This window comes from Streptomyces globisporus C-1027 (assembly GCF_000261345.2).
GTDB lineage: Bacteria > Actinomycetota > Actinomycetes > Streptomycetales > Streptomycetaceae > Streptomyces > Streptomyces pakalii.
Genome location: NZ_CP013738.1, coordinates 3339164 through 3353386, shown reverse-complemented (window position 1 = coordinate 3353386; position 14223 = coordinate 3339164). Strand labels below are relative to the sequence as shown.

Here is a 14223-nt window from a genome sequence, read left to right as displayed (position 1 = left end):
TCAACTCGCGTAGATTCCCGGGCGCTTCGCGCCAAGGCATCACGCACGCACGGCACTTCGTACTCGCACCTCGCGCTCCACCGCCCGGTTGTCGACCCGAAGGACGTCCCCGCCCATGCGACGCTCGCCCCGCACCTGCCTCCTGGCCCTGCTCGCGCTCCTCGGAGGCCTGCTCACCGTCACCGCCACCGCGTCCCCCGCCGCGGCCGCCCCGAACTTCAAGGCGCCCTACGCCTGCGGTCAGCAGTGGACCTACAGCCATCACTCCGCCGAGGTCAGACAGGCTCTCGACTTCGTCCGCACCGACGGCGGGGGCACGGCCGGCTCCCCGGTCCTCGCCTCGGCCGCCGGAACCGCGTACCGCTACTCCCAGCCCAGCGGTGCGGGCAACTACATCGCCGTCGAGCACGGCGGCGGCTGGAAGACGTACTACTTCCATCTCGCCGCGTTCTCCGTCGCCAACGGGGCCCAGGTCGCCCAGGGCCAGCAGATCGGCACCACCGGCTCGACCGGCAACAGCTCCGGCGCGCACATCCACTACGAGCAGCTCTACAACGGCGTCGGCCAGACCATCGTGATCAACGGCCAGTCCCTCGCGCCGTATCCCGGCTCGTACTACGGCAAGTACCTGACCAGCGACAACGGTTGCGGTGGCGGCGGGGGCGGCACGTACTGGGTCGACACCTTTGCCAACGCCACCGGCTACGCCGCCGCCAACACCGCCGACGCGCAGGGCGTCCTCAACGCCGGTACCAACTACGTCTACTGCAAGGTGTGGGGAGCGCGGGTCGGCACGGCGAGCCAGTTCAACCACTGGTGGCTGCGCACCGACCTCGACGTCGTGTACGCAGGCAAGAACGGCCGCAACGCGTACGTCTCCGCGTACTACCTCTCCCGCTGGGGCAACGACGAGGCCCGCGACAACAACGGGACGGTCATCCCGAACTGCTGACGCGCGGCCCCGGCCCCGGCACGCCGACTCGCCACCGATAAGTCCCGTCGCCGGATTTCCGACATCGTGATGTTCACACCTGCGCGTATCCGCCGTCGGCGAAGAACTCCGCGCCGTTGACGTAGCTCGCCGCGTCCGAGGCGAGGAAGGTCGTCACCGCGGCGATCTCCGCGGGTTCGGCGAGGCGGCCCAGCGGGACGCCTTCCCCGGCCTGTTCGAGCGCCTCGGCCGGGAGCAGATCCCGCAGGCCCGCCGTGCGGGTGCCGCCCGGCGACACGACGTTGACGCGGAAGCCGCGCGCCCGCGAGCTGAGGGCCCAGCCCCGGGCGAGGCTGCGCACCGCGGCCTTCGACGCCGCATAGACCTCCAGCCCCTCGTCGGGCCGGGTCGCCGCGGTCGAGCCGGTGAGGATCACCGAAGCGCCGCTGTTGAGGTGGGGCAGTGCCTGCTGGAAGGTGAGGATCGTCCCCTTGACGTTGGTGGCGAACAGGGAGTCGATCACCTCCTCCGTCACCTCGCCGAGCGGGGCCGTGGTGGCGATTCCGGCGTTGGCGACCAGCACGTCGATGCGCCCGGCCTGGTCGCGTACGGCCTGGTAGAAGGCGTCGAGTTGCGGGGGAGCCGAGACGTCGCACACCGTGCCGGTCACGCCGCTTCCGAGTTCGGCGACGGCGGCGTCCAGTGCGTCCTTTCGGCGTCCGGTGATGAAGACCCGGGCGCCTTCGTCGCGTAGTGCGCGTGCTGTGGCGAAGCCGATGCCGCTGCTGCCGCCGGTGACCACGGCGACCTTGTCCGTCAGGACGGCCATGTTGTCCTCCTCGATAGTTATGGACCGCTAGGTCAACAACCATCCTTGATATGGACCGATCAGTCAAGAACTAGGTCGGGGCAGACCGCTCGTCCGTCCGGGGCGTGCGGGCTCGGCCCGGACCCGTGCGGGAGCGATGATCGTCCGCAGAGGGGGTGTGGCGCAGCGGCACACCTCGTCCGGCGCGCGTGCGCGAGCCCGCCGGCGCTGCGGTGCTCGGATGTACGGGTGCCGCGTCGCGGCCCTGGTGCTACCGCGCGGCGGCGGGCAGGAGCCGGGTCAGCACGGACCGGGCTGCCGCGGCGAGGGTGTCGGGGGCTTCGCCGGTGCGCCCGAGGGCGACCAGGCCGAGCTGGGCGACGAGGACGGCGCGGGCGGTGTCGGCGGGGTCGACGTCCGGGGCGAGGTCGCCCTCGCGGCGCGCCCGCTCCAGGGCCTCGGCGAGGATGGCGGTGATCGCGTCGTAGCTCCGGCGGGCCTCGGCGGCCACCTCCGGGGTACTGGCGGCGAGTTCGGCGTTGCTGTTGGCCAGCAGGCACCCCCGGCGCGCGGCCGTCCCGGTGTGATCGGCGGCCGGGCCGAGCACGAAATCCCGCACCATGTCGATGCCGCGCGCCGCGGACTCCAGGCTCTCGCGAAGCGCCAGCAGGTTGGTGTTGTCGTACTCGCGCAGCGCCCGCAGGAACAGGGTGTGCTTGTCGCCGAAGGCGCCGTACAGGCTGCCCTTGCCGAGCCCGCTGGCCTGCAACAGGTCATCCAGGGACGTCGCCGCGTATCCCTTGTCCCAGAACGTGTCGCGGACGGCGAGCATCACACGCTCTTCGTCGAATTTCCGGGGCCGGGCCATGCCTGCATGGTACGCAGTTCTGGACCGAATGGGCCATAACGAGCCGGGGCCGGTCCGGGGAGGCGGCGCGGCCGACGGGGCCGGCAAGGCTCCCGGAGCCGGTTGGGCGAGGCCGATGACGCGCGGTCGGCACGGAGCCCCGGTACCGCAGTGCCTCGGCTTCCTCGCAGCCTGGCGCAAAACCCGTCGATCATCGTCCGCGCGGCCTGGCACCCTGGGCCCAAGGGCCCGTCGGCAGCAGATCCGCGGGCAGGGCGTTGCGAAGGAGAGGCCACATGGCCGCGGTCGTCGATCTGATCACCTATCCCGTCAAGGGCTGCGCGGGAACGTCCGTGGACAGTACGCACCTCACCCCGGCGGGTCTCGCCCATGACCGCAGTTTCATGGTCGTCAGCGTCGACGGGGTCTACCGCACCCAGCGCCGCGACCCCCGCCTCGCCCTCGTCCGGCCCACCGTCGGCGCCGACGGCAGCAGGCTCACGCTCGCATCGGCGGAGCCGGAGAGCGGTCACGGCGCGCTGCACCTCGACGTCACCACCTCCGCGCCCCGGCGCGACGTCGACCTGTTCGGCGCGACGTACCAGGGCATCGACCAGGGCGACGAGGCTGCCGCCTGGCTCACGGACTTCCTCGGCACCCCGAGCCGTCTGGTCCGCGTACCGCCGGAGCACGACCGGAAGACCGACGGCCTGACCCCCGGCACCTCCGGTTACGCGGACAGCAGCGCCGTCCACGTGCTCTCCCGGGCCTCCCTCGCCCACCTGCACTCGCGGATGGCCGAGCGCGGCGCCCGGCCCCTGGCCATGGACCGTTTCCGCCCGAACATCGTCATCGACAGCCTCCCCGAGGGGCGCCAGGGGGAGCAGACGGCGGGCTGGGCGGCGGAACCCCACGCCGAGGACCGGATCCGCCGCGCGACCATCGGCGCGGCCGAGCTGGGCTACACCAAGCTCGCCGTGCGCTGCGCGGTCACCCTGGTCGACCAGGAGGCCGGCGCCCGGGGCGGACCGGAGCCGCTGCGGACGCTCGCGGGCTACCGGCGCTTCTCGGCGGGCGGGGTCGTGTTCGGCGCGAAGTTCGCCGTGGTGCGGCCGGGCAAGCTGTCGGTGGGCGACGAGGTAGCGGTGGAGGAGTGGGGCGAGGCGGAGACGTGACGTCCCGCGCCGCCCCGTACGCCTGCGGGACGGCGCGTCACTCGAAGAACTTCAGGCTCCACCCCTTGTCGGACGTGGGTCCCGGAACGTTGGCCCGCGAGTACGTCGTGTCGCCCCACCAGACGAACGTGCCGGTGTACCAGTGGCGATTGGCCCAGGAGTACGGGGTGCCCTTCGCGACCGCGTGGTACATCGACGGGAACCGCGGGCCTGCGGGCGGGCTGGTGTTGATGTCGCCGTGGAGCAGGACGAAGGTGTGGTGGCCGGGCCCGTTCACGTGCAGCGTCGGGTCCCAACCCGCCATCATCGTCGCGCGGTTGGAGCCGAACAGGCAGCCGTTCGACTTGTACCAGTCCCATACGTAGGTGGGATCGCCGCCCTTACGGAGCCGCAGGTCCGCCAGGCAGTACTGCTCGCTCCAACTGCCGTTCGCGGAGTACGCGATGTGCAGTTGACCGTTCGGGTCCTTGATCGCCTCGGGGCTCTCGTTGATGAACGGGTTCCCGACCACCCGCTCCCAGCTCTCGCGCGGCTGCGAGATGACGTACCGCGCGCCGGTGGGCTGGGTCGGGCTGCTCATCCGGGCGATGTAGAGGTTCTGCTCGACGTTGGTGTCGCCCGCCCACCCGGACCAGACGAACCAGCGCTGCCCCTCGAAGGTGAACAGGGTGCCGTCGATGGCCCATTTGCCGTCGGGCAGGGCGAGTTGGGTCTCGGCCCCGTACCCGCTGTCCGACGAGGCGGAGCTGATGACGAACATGCGGTGGGCGGCTCCGACGCCGGCCGTGAAGTAGATGTAGTACCGCCCGCCGTCCATCACGATCTCGGGAGCCCAGACCTCCCCGCGCCCCCGGCTGTCGGCCCAGACCTGCCGCGCGGGCGCGGTGGCCAGACCGTCCGTGGACGACGCCTGCCGTACGACGATGCCGCCGCCGGTCGACTGGACGCCGACGTACGTACTGCCCACCCGCAGCACGCTGGGGTCGGCCGCTCGCAGACTGGTCTGCCCCTGCGGAGCCGCCTCACGGGCGGGCGGCGCGCCCTGGGCGGTCTCGGGCGGAGAGAGGAAGAGCGTCGCGGCGAGGGCGGCGGCCAGCGCGAGCGCGCCGAGGGCGGACGAGCGGCGGAGGGGTCTTCGGGGGGTGCGCGTGGCGTCGCTCATGCGGGCTCGCTCCTTGGTGGGGGCCTTGGGGGCCTTCGACGGGAGATCGATTTACATCGATGGAAGAGCGCTCTTGCAGAGTCTCGCCAGGGGTTGCCCGTGTCAATGGTGTTGGAGAGGACGGTAGTTCGCGAAGGGAGCTGGGCCGATCGGGCGTCGCGCAGCTCCTGGGTTGGACCGTGGTGCGAGACTTCCGGCATGGGCATGGGGCGCGAGTCACGGTGGGAGAAGGACGCGATGACGGTGGAGATCGTCTTCGCCCTGGTGACTGCTGCCGTTCTTGCCGCAGCGGTCTTCGTCCCCGCGCTGGTGCTGACTCTCGCCTTCGATCTCTCCGGTTCAGCGTCCAAAGGCGTACTGACGGGGGGAGCCCTGGTGGGTGGGGCGGCCGGAGTGTGGCGACTGGTGCGGGTGCTGTACCGCTTCGACGTGGAGCGCCGTAAAGGCCACTGACGACCGGGGGGTGGAAGGCCGGTCAGAACTGGAGTGCGCGGATCAGGCGCCGTGCGGTCCTGGCGTCGATCGAGCCCAGGGGTAGAGGGTCCGGGGTGCTTTCCCGTACGGATACGGGGACGGTGCCGCCGCCGGTGGCCTGCGGGAAAGCGTGGGCGAGCAGGGCTTCGACGGTGGCGGCGTCTGCGGTCGTGCTCGGCTGTTCGGTGGCCTGCGGTACGGCGTCGAGCATCCGGGCCAGCCGTGCCGCGTCGTCGATCCGGATGGGGCCGAGGGTGATGCGGCCGTGCTCGACCCGGAGGCCGGGCAGCTCGATCCGGTACCCGTCGCAGATCTCCCGCAGGGTTCGGGCGGCCTTCAGCGTGCGCTTGGTTCCGGTGCGGATGAGGCGGGCCAGTTGGCGGGCGTCGCTGGGGCTGAGGAGGTTGACCCGCACGGGGTTCTGCCCATCGGCATCCGGTGCCGTTACGCGCGCGCTCAGACCGGCCTCGCTGAGTGCGGCCCGCAGTTCCGCCGAAGTGGTGGACGCCGACCAGGCGCGTATCGACGCCGAAGTCGAGGCAATGTCGCTCGCGCCGGTCCCGACCCCGAAGGTCCTCTGGCGCAGGCCGCCCGCACTGGCGATCGCCGCCGTCCCGGGGGCGACGCTCGGGCGCCTCGGCGGGCCCTCGCCCGGATCACCGGCGGCGTGGGCCGCGGCCGGTGCCGCTATCCGGAAGCTGCACGACGCGCCACTGCCGCCGAGGGTCGGCCGGGCAGGCCGAGGCGTCGGCGAGCTTGCTACGGAGCTCGACGCCGAGTGCGCGTTGCTCGTGGCGAACGGCCTTATGCCCGCCGACCTGGTCACCCGTAACCGCCAGGTAGCCGAGGCCGCGCTCAGGCCGTGGACTCCGGCGTTCACGCACGGCGACCTGCAGATCGCGCACATCTTCGTCGAAGGCGACGCGGTCACGGGCATCATCGACTGGTCCGAGGCGGGCTGGGGCGATGCGCTGTACGACCTCGCCACCTTCACGCTCGGAAACGAGGAGCATCTCGACGACGTCCTCGTCGGCTACGGCGGTGACATCGACCTCGAAGTCATCCGTGGGTGGTGGGCGGTGCGAAGCCTGCTGGCAGTCCGCTGGCTGATCGAGCACGGCTTCGACCCGTTCTTGCCGGGCTGCGAGGTCGACGTGCTGAGATCCCGGATGTGAGGCTGCGCGGGCCCGGCCGCCGAGGGCGTTCTGAGGCGTCGGGCAGGCCATCGTCCTAGGGTGGACGCAGCGTGGACGCCAATCGGTTGGCGGGAGGACCTGGCAACCGGCAACACTGATGCCATGACCGATGATCGTGAGGCCCTGCAGGCCGGTTGGAAGCAGACCCGGGCCCACCTTGAGGCCGCCCGGGCCCACCTCGCGCATCTGCCAGGCATCGATCTTTCGACGACAACGGAGTTCCTGGAACACAACGAGCTGGGACTCGCCTTCGACTGCCTGGTCGATCTCGCCGACGACCTCGGTCTACCTCTCCGTTTCTGGCAGCACATGGACCGGGCAGCTCGTGAGATGCGGCTTTACAGCGATGCGCTGCACACGCCCCACCTCACGGCTGCCGACTCCTGCCTGCGTCACCTCGCCGTGGCTTCCGAGCAGAATTGATCTGCCGACCCGGTGGGCCTGCGCGGTCAGAGCACCGGGCAGCGACTGTTGTGGCTCCCCGATCTGAGGTCCGGGCAGGCGGCCGGTCCGAAAATCTCTGCACGGATCTCAGCGCCCTGCGATCATCCCGGCTCGGGACCACACAGGATGCGCGCCGGTCGGGTTGCGTACGGCCGGGGAGTGAAGAGATGCAGATACATGTCCGTCCGTACAAGTCACGGGATCTGGGCCCGATCGTCGATCTTTCCCTCCGCGCTTGGTTGCCTGTTTACGAGAGCTTCGCGAAAGTACTTGGCCCGGAGGTCTTCCGGCGGCAGTACCCGGATTGGCGTACGTCTCAGCGAAAGGAAATCGAAGCCGCCTGCACGGAGGGCAAGGCACATGTCTGGGTCGCTGAAGCCGGGGCGGAGGTCGTCGGGTTCGTCGCCGTGGTGCTGGAGCCCGAGGGTGGCGCCGGTTCCGTCGAGTTGCTTGCGGTCGACCCCGACCACCAGGGCCGGGATGCCGGGACGACGCTGACGGAGTTCGCCTCCACCTGGATGAAGGAGGCCGGGGTGACCCTGGCATCCATCTGGACAGGTGGCGACCCGGGCCATGCGCCTGCCTGCCGAACGTACGAGAAGGCGGGCAACACAGCTCTGCCCTTGGTCCGCTACTACAAGGCGCTTTAGGGCTTACGGTGTCTGCCCCGATCGGTCCTGAGCGGCTGGGGAGTCGAAGCGGCCACCGGCGGCCGTTCCTCGACGTGCGGGTACACGAGGCGTTGGGCCTCGGCGAGGGTGGCTGCGGTGCCGTGCGGTTCCCAGGCGTACCCGTTCCATCGCTGGATGGCGCGGGGCACGTCAGGGATGAGGTGGGAGGCTTTGGGGCCGTCGCCGGTCACCAGCGGCACGGCGCGAAGCCGTCCGATCTTCGCGTCCCGGCGCTCCGCCCTGGCTCTGCGCTCCTTCGAGGGATGCTCAGCTTGGTGTGGCGAGCATCGCCGGGGCAGGACCTTCCAGGTCAAGCGAGTCCTCGAAGATCCGGAGCCTCGGGTGAAGGTGCGTGCAATTCCCCGCAATTCCGTGGCCTAACGGTCCTGCTGTCCCCTAGCTTCATCAGCGTCCGGCCTTCCGGGCCGACGAGATGCACCCTGTCCCATCGGATCATCGGGAGAGCCATGCCCGTCGTCGAATATGAAGCGAAGTATCTGGACGTCGACCGCGCCGCCATGGCGTCCCGGATTGCCTCTGCCGGTGGTGAGTACAAGGGCGGCCGGCTGATGCGTCGGTACGTCTACGACACCGTGCCTCCGGCGGCCGGACGCTGGGTACGCCTCCGCGACGACGGATCACTGACGACCTTGTGCGTCAAGGAGATCACTTCTGACGCGATCGACGGAACCAGCGAGACCGAGACCGTGGTCGGAGACTTCGAGACCACGCACGCCTTGCTGGGGCGCATGGGTCTTCCACACCGCTCATATCAGGAGAACCACCGGGATTCCTGGACGCTGGACAGTGTCCGGCTGGAGATCGATTCATGGCCGCTTATCCCTCCGTACCTGGAGATCGAGGGTGATTGCGTGGAGGACGTCCATGGCATCGCGGCTCGGCTGTCCATCGCGGTGCGGGAGTTGACGAGCGAGAACACGACCAAGGTCTACGCCAGGTACGGGATCGACCTGGAGCGCATCTCGGACCTGCGTTTTCCCTAGGGGCAAGGGTGACTCACAGAAGGTCAGCTCTGCCGGTGAGGCCTCCACCTTCCGTGAAAAGGAGATGGCACGGCTCACGGCGCTCGCCACTGTCCCCGGCTCGGTGCTGTAGGCGCGTGGGCCGGTGTCAGTGAGGCGTGAGAAGGTCCGTGCGCGAGAGCGGAGTCGACCGGAGGGAAAAGGGTTGGGGAACAGATGAGGAAAGAGCTGCCGGAGATCGTTCGGGCCGACGAGTGGGCGCCGCTCGTCATCCGGACCGACTACACCGATGACGCCGCGTGGGGTGAGGTCCTCGCAGCGTTGGCGTGTGCCGTCGAGGGGGAGCGAGAGTGGGAGGCCACGGTGCATCTCGTCGAGGACCGGCGGTGGGACGGGGCCACCGGTGACGAGGCTCTTGCCGCCGTGGCGCGGGACGAGGAGCTGAGCGTGGTGTTCCTCGCCGACGAGGTCACCATGCGCTCGCCCCTGTGTCCGCTGCACGCCCTCGACCTCGGCGCCGATGACGACGAGGGCCTCGACCCGGTGTACTACCAGGAGCTCATGGACTCCCCGCCGCCCCGCGAGGTGCGTGTCGCGCCGGACGCTGTGCACATGGTCCACGGGAACCTCCTGCTCGCGAACGTGGACTTTGCGGAGTTCGCCGAGGAGGCCGCCGCCGATCCGGACGGGGTCGTCCGCGACCTGGTGACGGACCCCGGGGGCGGCGTGGCCGGCAACAGTTACGCCGGCGGACCACTTCGGTAGCGGCGCTTGTCGAGAAGGATATTCATGTCCAGGCCACCGTCCCGGGCGATGTCCTGCAGGTCGCGAAGGGCTTGGAAACGACGAGCCCGTTCGACGGCCTCAGCTGGCCCGCTCAGCTCGGGGTCGGTTGTCGTGTCCGTCGGTCGCCTGTCCGTCATGCCGCCCCCGCGATCCCGTCCAACCGCCCCCGCAGCTCCGGCGTGAGGACCAGGTCCGCCGCCGCCGTGTTCTCCTCCAGGTGGGCGATGCTCGACGTGCCCGGGATCGGGAGCATCACCGGGGAGTGGTCCAGCAGCCAGGCCAGGCAGACCTGGGTGGGGGTGGCGTCGAGTTCGGCGGCGATGGCTGCCACCTCCGCGCGGTCGCCCGCCTTGCCCCAGGCCACCGTGCGCCAGGGCAGGAACGCGATGTCCGCCGCCTCGCACGCCGCGAGGACCGGTTCGTGTTCGCGGTCGGTGAGGTTGTAGCGGTTCTGGACGCTCGCGATGTCCACGATCTCCCGGGCCTCGGCCAGCTCGGCGGCCGTCACCTCGGACAGGCCGATCCGGCCCACCTTGCCCGCGTCCCGCAGGTCCCGCAGCGTGCCGAGCTGGTCGGCGAGCGGGGTCTCCGGGTCGATGCGGTGGAGCTGGAGCAGCTCCAGGCGGTCGACGCGGAGGCGGCGCAGGGCGTGGTCCACCTCCGCGCGCAGGGACTCCGGACGGCCGTTCAGGGCCCACTCGCCCGTCTCGGCGGAGCGGATGACCCCGACCTTCGTGGTGATCAGGAGGTCCTTCGGGTACGGGTGGAGCGCCTCGGCCAGGACCTCCTCGTTGGCCCCGTTCCCGTACATGTGGGCCGTGTCGATCAGGGTGATGCCGAGCTCGACCGCCCGGCGGGCCACCGCGACGGCCGACGGTAGGCCCTCGGGCTTCTCGGTGGGCAGGTGCATCGCGCCGAAGCCCAACCGGCCTACGGGCAGGTCTCCGCCGATACGGAACGTCGTCGATGGCATGCTCGCTGAACTCCCCCTCGTTCGGATGCGTTTGACAATCTAGGGGGGATTTCGGGGAAGGTCAGGGCGTTTTCGGGCCCTGGAGGATCTGGAGGTAGTTGCCCACCGGGTCCACGATCGTGGAGAAGAACCAGCCGTCCCCGACCTCCTCGACCGGCCGCACCCACGTGACCCCGAGCGTGTTGAGGTGCCTCTCGGCCGCCCGGACGTCCCGCACGGTGATGTTGATCATCTGCCGGCCCGGCTCGGCCGCCCTGTCCGCGACGTCGTCCCGCTCGTCGAAGCCGATGATCGCTCCGGGGCCGACGATCAGGAGGTGCTCCGCCCAGCGGGCGCCGAGCGGCTCCAGTGCGGCGCGGTACCAGGAGATCAGGGACTCGCTGTCCGTGCTGCCGATGATGACCCCGAGGCCGGTGACGCCGATGCTGTTGCTGTCGTCGGTGGGCGCTGTCATGGCTGATCCCTCACTCTGCGTGCCGTGTCCGCCGGGGTCGCCCAGGCGGCTCGTTCTGTCCTGCCTACCAGGCATGACCGCCCCCGGCCGTGAAACTCATCGGTGCCTGCCGCCGATGCGCCCGATGGGCCGCACCCCTTGTCTGATGACCCGTCAGGTATGACGATGGCGGCCGTCACCCGGGGCGGCAGCGCCCCGGGGCGGAGGGGAAGGAAGGCCGCCGTGCCGGTATCGCCCAGACTGCCCATCACGCCCGACGGGCCGCTCTCGTACGGGATGCAGCTGCCGGTCCAGTCGCAGAGTGCCATCTACGCGGAACCCTGGGAGGCGGCGGCGACCCCCGCCGATCTCGTCCGCATCGCCCGCGCCGCCGATCGCGGCGGTTTCGCCTACATCGCCGGCTGCGACCATGTCGCCATCCCCCGGCGGCTCGCGGCGGGCATGAGCACCGTCTGGTACGACCCCGTCGCCACGCTCTCCTTTCTCGCCGGGGTCACCGAACGTGTCCTGCTCATGAGCCATGTCGCGGTCCTCGGGCTGCGCCATCCGCTGATCACCGCCAAGCAGTACGCCACCCTCGACCACCTCAGCGGCGGCCGGCTGGTCCTCGGGGTCGGGGCCGGGCACGTACGGGAGGAGTTCGAGGCGGTCGGGGCGGACTTCGACGGGCGCGGGAGTGTGCTGGACGAGTCGATCGACGCGCTGCGGGCCGCGCTCGGGCCGGAGGAGTACCCGGAGTTCGCGGGGGAGCGGTTCTCGTTCAGCGGGCTCGGGCAGCTGCCCCGGCCCGCACAGGAGCGGGTGCCGGTCTGGGTGGGCGGCTCGTCGCCCGCCGCCGTGCGCCGGGCCGCCGTACGCGGCGACGGGTGGCTGCCGCAGGGGGACCCCCGGGACCGGCTGCCCGCGCAGATCGCCCGGCTGCACGCCCTGCGGGAGGAGGCGGGCGTCGAAGCGCCGATCGTCGTCGGCGCGATCACCGAGCCGCTGTACATCGGTGAGCCCGGGTGGTCCGTGGGGCGGCGCACGCTCACCGGGAAGCCCGAAGCGCTCGCGGAGTCGCTGCGGGAGTACGCGGCGATCGGCGTGCACCAGATCCAGGTGCGCTTCCGGAGCCGGAGCGTGGACGAACTGACCGATCAGTTGGCGGCGTTCGGTGCGGACGTTGCCCCTCACCTCGGTACGTGAAGTACGTGAAGGAGACGGACATGGGCAAGCTGGACGGGCGGGTCGTCCTCGTCACCGGGGCGGCGCGCGGGCAGGGCGAGCAGGAGGCGCGGCTCTTCGCGGCCGAGGGGGCGCGGGTCGTCGTCGCCGACGTACTGGTCGAGCAAGGGGAGGCGTTGGCCGCGGAGTTGAGGGAGGAGCTGGGGGCGGACGTCGCTCGGTTCGTGCGGCTGGACGTCGGCGACGAGCAGGACTGGGCCGCCGCTGTCGCCGCCGCCAAGGACGCCTTCGGGAAGATCGACGGGCTGGTCAACAACGCGGGCATCCTGCGCTTCAACGAACTGGTCAACACCCCGCTGGCGGAGTTCGAGCAGGTGGTGCGGGTCAACATGACCGGCGCGTTCCTCGGGATACGGGCCGTGGCTCCCGAGATCGAGGCCGCGGGCGGCGGCACGATCGTCAACACGTCCTCGTACACCGGTCTGACCGGGATGCCGCTGGTCGGCGCCTACGCCGCGACCAAGCACGCGGTGCTGGGGCTCACCCGGGTCGCCGCCATGGAGCTGGCGGGGAAGGGGGTCCGGGTCAACGCCGTCTGTCCGGGGGCCGTCGACACCGCGATGAGCAACCCGGCCCTGCTGGACCCGGACGCCGACCTGGCGACGTCCCACGCCGCCCTGGAGGCGTACTACCGCAAGCTCCTCCCGATGGGCCGGATCGGGCGGCCGGAGGAGGTCGCCGCGCTGGTGCTGTTCCTGACCTGCGAGGACTCCTCGTACATCACCGGTCAGCCGTTCGTCGTGGACGGGGGGTGGCTGGCGGGCGTCAGCCCCTTCTGAAGCAGCGTGCCTGACTGGGCGTCAGGTATTGACGGGGTGCGGCCGTGGTGGAACAGTCGGTCGCATCGCTATCTGACGGGTCGTCAGATAAGTCGCCGGGAAAACTTGAGGACGGTGAACCTCCGTGGAATTCGGGCTCTTTGTTCAGGGGTACGTGCCCGCCGCGCGTGCCAAGGTGGACCCCGAGGCAGAGCACAAGGCGCTGATCGAGGAGACCGAGTACGTCATCCAGGCGGACAAGTCCGGCTTCAAGTACGCCTGGGCCTCCGAGCACCACTTCCTGGAGGAGTACTCGCACCTCTCCGCCAACGACGTCTATCTCGGCTATCTCGCGCACGCCACCGAGCGCATCCATCTCGGCTCCGGCATCTTCAACCCGCTCGCGCCCGTCAACCACCCGGTGAAGGTCGCCGAGAAGGTCGCGATGCTCGACCATCTCTCCGAAGGACGCTTCGAGTTCGGCACCGGGCGGGGTGCGGGCAGCCACGAGATCCTCGGGTTCATGCCGGGCATCACCGACATGAACCACACGAAGGAGCTGTGGGAGGAGACGATCGCCGAGTTCCCCAAGATGTGGCTCCAGGACGAGTACGTCGGCTTCCAGGGCAAGCACTGGTCGCTGCCGCCGCGCAAGATCCTGCCGAAGCCGTACGGGGGTGCGCACCCCGCCATGTGGTACGCGGCCGGGTCGCCGTCCTCGTACGCGATGGCGGGGAAGAAGGGGCTCGGCGTGCTGGGCTTCAGCGTGCAGAAGGTCTCCGACATGGAGTGGGTCGTCGAGTCCTACAAGAACGCGGTCAAGGACGCGGAGCCGGTGGGGGCGTTCGTCAACGACAACGTGATGGTGACGTCCACGGCCATCTGTGCCGAGACGCACGCGAAGGCGGTGGAGATCGCGGTGGGCGGGGGGCTGAACTACCTCCAGTCGCTGCTGTTCCGCTACCACGACACGTTCCCGCGGCCGGAGGGGATTCCGGAGTGGCCGGAGCTTCTGCCGGAGTACACCGAGGAGATCGTGGAGCTGCTGATCGCGGAGGAGCTGATGATCTGCGGTGACCCGGACGAGGTGCTGAAGCAGTGCCGGCGGTGGGATCGGGCGGGGGCGGATCAGTTGAGCTTCGGGCTGCCGATCGGGATCAGTCCCGAGGACACGATGAACACGATTCGGTTGATCGGGGAGCATGTGATTCCGCAGATCGATACGGATCCGGTCCATCGGACCTCGCGGTTCCGGGCGTCCGCGAACTGATTCGGGGCGCTGCCCCTGACCCCGCTCCTCAATCGCCGGAGGGGCTTGACCACCCAGCCCCTCCGGC

The 14223-nt window shown here is 70.2% G+C and carries 18 protein-coding genes; 11 read left to right on the top strand and 7 right to left on the bottom strand.

The features are described from left to right. Nucleotides 1–115 precede the first annotated feature (115 nt). Entirely contained in the window at nucleotides 116–952 is an 837-nt protein-coding gene (locus WQO_RS14410; RefSeq protein ID WP_010064618.1) for a M23 family metallopeptidase, read from the top strand. A 73-nt stretch (nucleotides 953–1025) separates the two neighbouring features. Here WQO_RS14410 and WQO_RS14405 read toward each other — a convergent pair whose 3' ends face one another. Both WQO_RS14405 and WQO_RS14400 read right to left on the bottom strand, forming a co-directional pair. Next, nucleotides 1026–1760, bottom strand: a complete 735-nt coding sequence (locus WQO_RS14405) for an SDR family NAD(P)-dependent oxidoreductase (protein WP_010064617.1) — start codon at nucleotides 1758–1760, stop codon at nucleotides 1026–1028. Between the two features lie 250 nt (nucleotides 1761–2010). Beyond that, the gene (locus tag WQO_RS14400) at nucleotides 2011–2607 is read right to left on the bottom strand and encodes a TetR/AcrR family transcriptional regulator (protein ID WP_032749376.1); all 597 of its coding nucleotides are present in this window, start codon (nucleotides 2605–2607) and stop codon (nucleotides 2011–2013) included. 275 nt (nucleotides 2608–2882) lie between these two features. Between WQO_RS14400 and WQO_RS14395 the strand changes: the two genes are divergently transcribed. Beyond that, on the top strand, nucleotides 2883–3761 hold the full coding sequence (locus WQO_RS14395) for an MOSC domain-containing protein (protein ID WP_010064615.1): 879 nt from the start codon (nucleotides 2883–2885) through the stop codon (nucleotides 3759–3761). 37 nt (nucleotides 3762–3798) lie between these two features. Here WQO_RS14395 and WQO_RS14390 read toward each other — a convergent pair whose 3' ends face one another. Continuing rightward, entirely contained in the window at nucleotides 3799–4923 is a 1125-nt protein-coding gene (locus tag WQO_RS14390; RefSeq protein WP_010064613.1) for a glycoside hydrolase family 43 protein, read from the bottom strand. A 198-nt stretch (nucleotides 4924–5121) separates the two neighbouring features. On the opposite strand from WQO_RS14390, the gene WQO_RS14385 reads away from it, so the two are divergent. Further along, nucleotides 5122–5376 carry a DUF6332 family protein gene (locus WQO_RS14385; RefSeq protein WP_010064612.1) on the top strand — a complete coding sequence of 85 codons (255 nt, stop codon included), beginning with the start codon at nucleotides 5122–5124 and terminating at the stop codon, nucleotides 5374–5376. 22 nt (nucleotides 5377–5398) lie between these two features. On the opposite strand, the gene WQO_RS14380 is transcribed toward WQO_RS14385, so the two are convergent. Further along, the gene (locus tag WQO_RS14380; RefSeq protein ID WP_010064611.1) at nucleotides 5399–5812 is read right to left on the bottom strand and encodes a hypothetical protein; all 414 of its coding nucleotides are present in this window, start codon (nucleotides 5810–5812) and stop codon (nucleotides 5399–5401) included. Nucleotides 5813–5939: 127 nt separating this feature from the next. Here WQO_RS14380 and WQO_RS14375 point away from each other — a divergent pair, with 127 nt between their 5' ends. The 3 genes from WQO_RS14375 (at nucleotide 5940) to WQO_RS14365 (ending at nucleotide 7687) form a co-directional block, all read left to right on the top strand. Then, nucleotides 5940–6572, top strand: coding sequence for an aminoglycoside phosphotransferase family protein (locus tag WQO_RS14375; RefSeq protein ID WP_107115884.1), 633 nt, complete (start codon nucleotides 5940–5942; stop codon nucleotides 6570–6572). Nucleotides 6573–6695: 123 nt separating this feature from the next. Continuing rightward, nucleotides 6696–7016 (top strand): MafI family immunity protein, encoded by a 321-nt coding sequence (locus WQO_RS14370; protein WP_010064609.1) that lies wholly within the window; start codon nucleotides 6696–6698, stop codon nucleotides 7014–7016. A gap of 188 nt (nucleotides 7017–7204) precedes the next feature. Beyond that, complete coding sequence (locus tag WQO_RS14365) at nucleotides 7205–7687, top strand: GNAT family N-acetyltransferase (RefSeq protein WP_010064608.1); 483 nt, start codon at nucleotides 7205–7207, stop codon at nucleotides 7685–7687. On the opposite strand, the gene WQO_RS36770 is transcribed toward WQO_RS14365, so the two are convergent. Continuing rightward, nucleotides 7684–7908, bottom strand: coding sequence for a DUF6087 family protein (locus tag WQO_RS36770; protein ID WP_010064607.1), 225 nt, complete (start codon nucleotides 7906–7908; stop codon nucleotides 7684–7686). The genes WQO_RS14365 and WQO_RS36770 overlap by 4 nt on opposite strands. Before the next feature lie 267 nt (nucleotides 7909–8175). Between WQO_RS36770 and WQO_RS14355 the strand changes: the two genes are divergently transcribed. Further along, on the top strand, nucleotides 8176–8712 hold the full coding sequence (locus WQO_RS14355) for a CYTH domain-containing protein (protein WP_010064605.1): 537 nt from the start codon (nucleotides 8176–8178) through the stop codon (nucleotides 8710–8712). Nucleotides 8713–8907: 195 nt separating this feature from the next. Further along, nucleotides 8908–9456, top strand: a complete 549-nt coding sequence (locus WQO_RS14350) for a DUF6924 domain-containing protein (RefSeq protein ID WP_010064603.1) — start codon at nucleotides 8908–8910, stop codon at nucleotides 9454–9456. A 154-nt stretch (nucleotides 9457–9610) separates the two neighbouring features. Here WQO_RS14350 and WQO_RS14345 read toward each other — a convergent pair whose 3' ends face one another. Continuing rightward, the gene (locus WQO_RS14345; RefSeq protein ID WP_029182756.1) at nucleotides 9611–10450 is read right to left on the bottom strand and encodes an aldo/keto reductase; all 840 of its coding nucleotides are present in this window, start codon (nucleotides 10448–10450) and stop codon (nucleotides 9611–9613) included. Between the two features lie 61 nt (nucleotides 10451–10511). Beyond that, nucleotides 10512–10904, bottom strand: coding sequence for a VOC family protein (locus WQO_RS14340; protein ID WP_010064601.1), 393 nt, complete (start codon nucleotides 10902–10904; stop codon nucleotides 10512–10514). Nucleotides 10905–11144: 240 nt separating this feature from the next. Between WQO_RS14340 and WQO_RS14335 the strand changes: the two genes are divergently transcribed. From WQO_RS14335 to WQO_RS14325, 3 genes are all read left to right on the top strand, one after another. Continuing rightward, on the top strand, nucleotides 11145–12089 hold the full coding sequence (locus WQO_RS14335) for an LLM class F420-dependent oxidoreductase (protein ID WP_029182755.1): 945 nt from the start codon (nucleotides 11145–11147) through the stop codon (nucleotides 12087–12089). A gap of 20 nt (nucleotides 12090–12109) precedes the next feature. Further along, nucleotides 12110–12907: an SDR family NAD(P)-dependent oxidoreductase gene (locus tag WQO_RS14330; protein ID WP_029182754.1), complete on the top strand. Its 798-nt coding sequence runs from the start codon at nucleotides 12110–12112 to the stop codon at nucleotides 12905–12907. A gap of 124 nt (nucleotides 12908–13031) precedes the next feature. After that, complete coding sequence (locus tag WQO_RS14325; RefSeq protein ID WP_010064598.1) at nucleotides 13032–14156, top strand: LLM class flavin-dependent oxidoreductase; 1125 nt, start codon at nucleotides 13032–13034, stop codon at nucleotides 14154–14156. Nucleotides 14157–14223: the final 67 nt, after the last annotated feature.

Excerpts from the sequence above, each read along its gene's own strand:
- WQO_RS14410 (WP_010064618.1), top strand. The coding sequence starts at position 116 with ATGCGACGCTCGCCCCGCACCTGCCTCCTGGCCCTGCTCGCGCTCCTC.
- WQO_RS14405 (WP_010064617.1), bottom strand. The coding sequence starts at position 1,760 with ATGGCCGTCCTGACGGACAAGGTCGCCGTGGTCACCGGCGGCAGCAGC.
- WQO_RS14400 (WP_032749376.1), bottom strand. The coding sequence starts at position 2,607 with ATGGCCCGGCCCCGGAAATTCGACGAAGAGCGTGTGATGCTCGCCGTC.
- WQO_RS14395 (WP_010064615.1), top strand. The coding sequence starts at position 2,883 with ATGGCCGCGGTCGTCGATCTGATCACCTATCCCGTCAAGGGCTGCGCG.
- WQO_RS14390 (WP_010064613.1), bottom strand. The coding sequence starts at position 4,923 with ATGAGCGACGCCACGCGCACCCCCCGAAGACCCCTCCGCCGCTCGTCC.
- WQO_RS14385 (WP_010064612.1), top strand. The coding sequence starts at position 5,122 with ATGGGCATGGGGCGCGAGTCACGGTGGGAGAAGGACGCGATGACGGTG.
- WQO_RS14375 (WP_107115884.1), top strand. The coding sequence starts at position 5,940 with ATGTCGCTCGCGCCGGTCCCGACCCCGAAGGTCCTCTGGCGCAGGCCG.
- WQO_RS14370 (WP_010064609.1), top strand. The coding sequence starts at position 6,696 with ATGACCGATGATCGTGAGGCCCTGCAGGCCGGTTGGAAGCAGACCCGG.
- WQO_RS14365 (WP_010064608.1), top strand. The coding sequence starts at position 7,205 with ATGCAGATACATGTCCGTCCGTACAAGTCACGGGATCTGGGCCCGATC.
- WQO_RS14355 (WP_010064605.1), top strand. The coding sequence starts at position 8,176 with ATGCCCGTCGTCGAATATGAAGCGAAGTATCTGGACGTCGACCGCGCC.
- WQO_RS14350 (WP_010064603.1), top strand. The coding sequence starts at position 8,908 with ATGAGGAAAGAGCTGCCGGAGATCGTTCGGGCCGACGAGTGGGCGCCG.
- WQO_RS14345 (WP_029182756.1), bottom strand. The coding sequence starts at position 10,450 with ATGCCATCGACGACGTTCCGTATCGGCGGAGACCTGCCCGTAGGCCGG.
- WQO_RS14340 (WP_010064601.1), bottom strand. The coding sequence starts at position 10,904 with ATGACAGCGCCCACCGACGACAGCAACAGCATCGGCGTCACCGGCCTC.
- WQO_RS14330 (WP_029182754.1), top strand. The coding sequence starts at position 12,110 with ATGGGCAAGCTGGACGGGCGGGTCGTCCTCGTCACCGGGGCGGCGCGC.